The following is a 3,721-nucleotide window of genomic DNA, read 5'->3' as shown; positions in this document are numbered from 1 at the left end:
GCGCGGGCGCCGGGGCGCGCACCGTGGCCGGGGTGTGGGCTGTCTCCAGCTGGGCGGTGAGTTCGCGCGGGACGACCACGACCACCGCGGTGCCGCCGATGGCGGACGGACGATAGGAGACGGTCAGGCCGTGCTTGCGGGCCAGATGGCCGACGACGGCCAGGCCGAGCCTGGTTCCGGTCAGCGCGGCCAGGTCGGCCTCGGCCTGGGTGTTGCCGTCGCGGCCGCTGGAGACGGCGAGTTCGGCGCGGCGCAGCGCGGATTCGCCCATCACCAGGCCGCTGTCCTCGATGGTGACGATGACGCCAGCCGGCACCTCGGCGGCGTAGACGTGCACCTCGGTGGTCGGCGGGGAGAAATTGCAGGCGTTGTCGAGCAGTTCGGCCAGCGCGTGCATCACGCCCTCGGCCGCGTGACCGGCGACGGCGATCTCGGCCACGGCGCGCAGCCGCACCCGCTGGTAGCCGGCGACCCGGCCCATCGCGCCGCGCAGGATCGACTCCATGCTGATCGGCTTGGCCCAGCGCCTGCCCGAGCGCGCGCCGCTGAGCACGGCGATGGAGTCGGCCAGGCGGCCCGCCTGGGCGGTGCGGTGGTCGAGCAGCAGCAGGTCGGCGAGCACCTTGGGGTCCTCGTGGCGGTGCTCCATCTCGCGCAGCTCGGCCAGCATGCTGGTGGTCATGGCCTGGATGCGCCCGGCGGCGCCCGCGAACGCGGCCAGCGCGGCGGTGCGGCGGTTCTCGTCGCGGCGGGCCACGTCGATCGCTCGCGAGGTCGCGGCACGCTCCTCGGCCACCATCGCTTCCATTGCCGCGCAGCGGTTCTCGGCCTCCTGGCGGCGATGCTCGGCCTCGGCGGCCCGGTGTTCGGCGGCGGTGACGCCGGCGGCGGTGACGGCGACCTTGCGATGGAACCACAGGGCGGCGAACACCGCGCCGGTCATCGCCGCGCCGAGCACGGCGAGGGCGATGGTGAGCGGCAGCCGCGCCGAACCCTCGGTGAGCAGATAGGCCGCGGCGGCCGTGCCCGCGGTCACCGCGACACACAGTGCCGGGGCCGTCACGAGGGCCGCTCGCCCGGGAACCGTCTGTTCGTTCGCCGACGGATTCGATGAAACTGACACGCCCTGCACTTTCACGCTCACGGGGGCCGGATGTGGTGTCGCAGCTCCCCTTCTGCGTCGCCGAGTCACCGGATCACGCGCCCCGACAAGCATCAATCGGGCCAAAGCATAGCCAGCTCCATGGGCATTGGCTACCCGGACCGAAAGCCCCTGGCAGGGCGGCACGCCGTGCGCGCGGCGACCGATCGCGCTGTGCGCGCGGGCTATTCGGCGGGCAGGTCGAACTCGGCGATCACCGGGGCGTGATCACTGGCGCCCTTGCCCTTCCTCGCCTCCCGGTCCACGCCGGCGTCGACGACGGTGGCCGCCAGTGCGGGCGAGGCCAGCACGAAATCGATACGCATCCCCTCCTTGCGGGGGAAGCGCAGCTGGGTGTAATCCCAGTAGGTGTAGACGCCGGGGCCGGGCGCGAACGGCCGCATGACATCGGTGAACCCGGTGGCGAGCACGGCGGTGAAGGCGGCGCGTTCCGGCTCGGAGGTGTGGGTCTTCCCACGGAAGAACTCCGGGTCCCACACGTCGTCGTCGGTCGGCGCGATGTTCCAGTCGCCGACCAGGGCGATCCTGGCCTCCGTGCGCTCGCTCAACCAGCGTTCGGCGTTGTCGCGCAGCGCCGCCAGCCATTCCAGCTTGTAGCTGTAGTGCGGGTCGCCGAGGGCGCGGCCGTTGGGCACGTACAGGCTCCACACCCGCACCCCGCCGCAGGTCGCCGCCAGCGCGCGCGATTCCACCACCGGGCTCGGCAGCAGCGCGGTCGCCGCCTGTTTGTCGAAACCGGGCTGGCCGCCGAACGCGGTCGCGACGTCGGTGAGGCCGACACGCGAGGCGATGGCGACGCCGTTCCACTGGTTCACGCCGAGATGGGCCACCTCGTAACCGAGTTCGTCGAAGCGCTCGAACGGGAACTGGTCATCGCGGCACTTGGTCTCCTGCATGGCCAGCACGTCGATGTCGTTGGCGTCGAGCCAGGCGGTCACCCGGTCCACCCTGGAGCGGATCGAGTTGACATTCCAGGTGGCCAGACGCACGGGAAAGCCTTTCGGGACGAGCCGGACCCGGTCAGGGAGCGGGGGCGGCGTAGCGGTAGCGGTGATGGTCGAGGAAGCCGAGATCACGGTAGAGCGCGAGCGCGCCCGCGTTGTCGGCGGCCACCTGCACGTAGGCGTGGGTGGCGCCGCGGTCGTGGCCCCAGCGGATCAGTTCCGCGCTCACCAGCACGGCCAGGCCGTGCCTGCGGTGTTCGGCGGCGACCGAGACGCAGGTCAGGCCGATCCAGCGACGGCCGTCCGGGGCGGTGGTCAGCGCGCCGCGGGCGATGGCGATGGGCCTGGGCAGGCCGAGGGAGGCGAAACCGAGCGTGCCGTCGCGGACCGCGGTGAGCACCTCCACATCCGGCGGCGCCACCGGTTCGTCGGTGGGCGGCTCGCCGCGCAGGGCGTGCATGCGCAGCCAGGCCTCGTCCGGCTCGGGCGCGACGCGCACCATCGACGGGCCCTGCGGGAGCACGAAATTGTCGATGTCGAGGCCGAGCACCAGGGTCTCGCCCCAGGTGTGCCAGCCGGGCGGCGCAGGCGCGAGACGGTCGGGCAGGACCAGGCGCGGGGGCAGGCCGCGGGTGGCGAACCAGTCGGTCAGCCGGTGCAGCACATCGCGGCCGAGCCGGGCGGGCGCACCGGGCAGGCCGAGCGGCACAGCGGAATTCGCGCGGTCGGTGTAGCCGTGGCCTGCCCGGGCCAGCCAGCCGTCGACGAGCTCGTTCTCCAGGCCGGGCCACGCGTCGGCCGCGGCCGCTTCCAGCGCGCGGATCTCGGCGGTGCGCACCGGGCGCGGGCCGAGCGGACGCAGCGCCACCACCCGGTCGGCGGTCACGGTGACGGTGGCGCCGGTGGCGTCGCGCACGGTCACCGGGTCGAGCGCGAGCAGTTCGCCGATCACATCGGTCAGCGGCGGGGTGCTGCCCTCGGGCAGGCGGTAGCGCACCACCACGCGGCGGCCGGGTTCGATCGCCTGCTGGGCCGACGGGGTGTGCGCCTGCGGGTTCCGCTCAGTCGTCATGGCCGAACGGGTCGGGCACCTCGCCGGGAACCCAGCTCAGGCCGGGGACGCCCCAGCCGTTGCGCTTGATCGTCTTCTTCGCCGCGCGGGCGTGGCGGCCGATGAGCATGTCCACATAGAGATAGCCGTCCAGATGGCCGACCTCGTGCTGGAGCATCCGCGCGAAGAAGCCCTCGCCGCTGATGTCGACCGGCTCGCCGTGCTCGTCGGTGCCGGTGACCCTGGCCCAGGTGGCGCGTCCGGTGGGGAACTGCTCGCCTGGCACCGACAGGCAGCCTTCCTCGTCGTCGTCCGGGTCGGGCATGGTCTCGGGGATCTCCGAGGTCTCCAGCACCGGGTTGATCACCGCGCCGCGCCTGCGCACCGCCGTGCCGTCGGGGCCGAAGTCGGGGCAGTCGTAGACGAACAGCCGTAGCGGCACCCCCACCTGGTTGGCGGCCAGGCCGACGAAGTGGGCGGCGTCCAACGTCACGTTCATTTCCTCGACCAGCCCGGCCAGAAGCTGCGGGGTACGGTCGAGCGGTCGGGGAGGATTTGTGATAG

General features: G+C 72.8%; 4 protein-coding genes. All 4 read right to left on the bottom strand.

The window, feature by feature from the left end:
* Window positions 1–1,036 (bottom strand): sensor histidine kinase (locus QH283_RS02840; RefSeq protein WP_280501458.1); only part of this gene is annotated, 1,036 nt, incomplete at its 3' end.
* Window positions 1,037–1,326: 290 nt separating this feature from the next.
* On the bottom strand, window positions 1,327–2,151 hold the full coding sequence (locus QH283_RS02835; protein ID WP_280501457.1) for an exodeoxyribonuclease III: 825 nt from the start codon (window positions 2,149–2,151) through the stop codon (window positions 1,327–1,329).
* A gap of 31 nt (window positions 2,152–2,182) precedes the next feature.
* The gene (locus QH283_RS02830; protein WP_280501456.1) at window positions 2,183–3,178 is read right to left on the bottom strand and encodes an N-acetylglutamate synthase, CG3035 family; all 996 of its coding nucleotides are present in this window, start codon (window positions 3,176–3,178) and stop codon (window positions 2,183–2,185) included.
* Window positions 3,168–3,719, bottom strand: coding sequence for a peptide deformylase (locus tag QH283_RS02825; RefSeq protein WP_280501455.1), 552 nt, complete (start codon window positions 3,717–3,719; stop codon window positions 3,168–3,170). The genes QH283_RS02830 and QH283_RS02825 overlap by 11 nt, the downstream gene beginning before the upstream one ends.
* Window positions 3,720–3,721: the final 2 nt, after the last annotated feature.

It is taken from the genome of Nocardia farcinica (genome assembly GCF_029867845.1).
Lineage (GTDB): Bacteria > Actinomycetota > Actinomycetes > Mycobacteriales > Mycobacteriaceae > Nocardia > Nocardia farcinica_A.
Note: the sequence above shows the minus strand (reverse complement) of the source record. Positions and strands in the feature narration are given on the sequence as shown.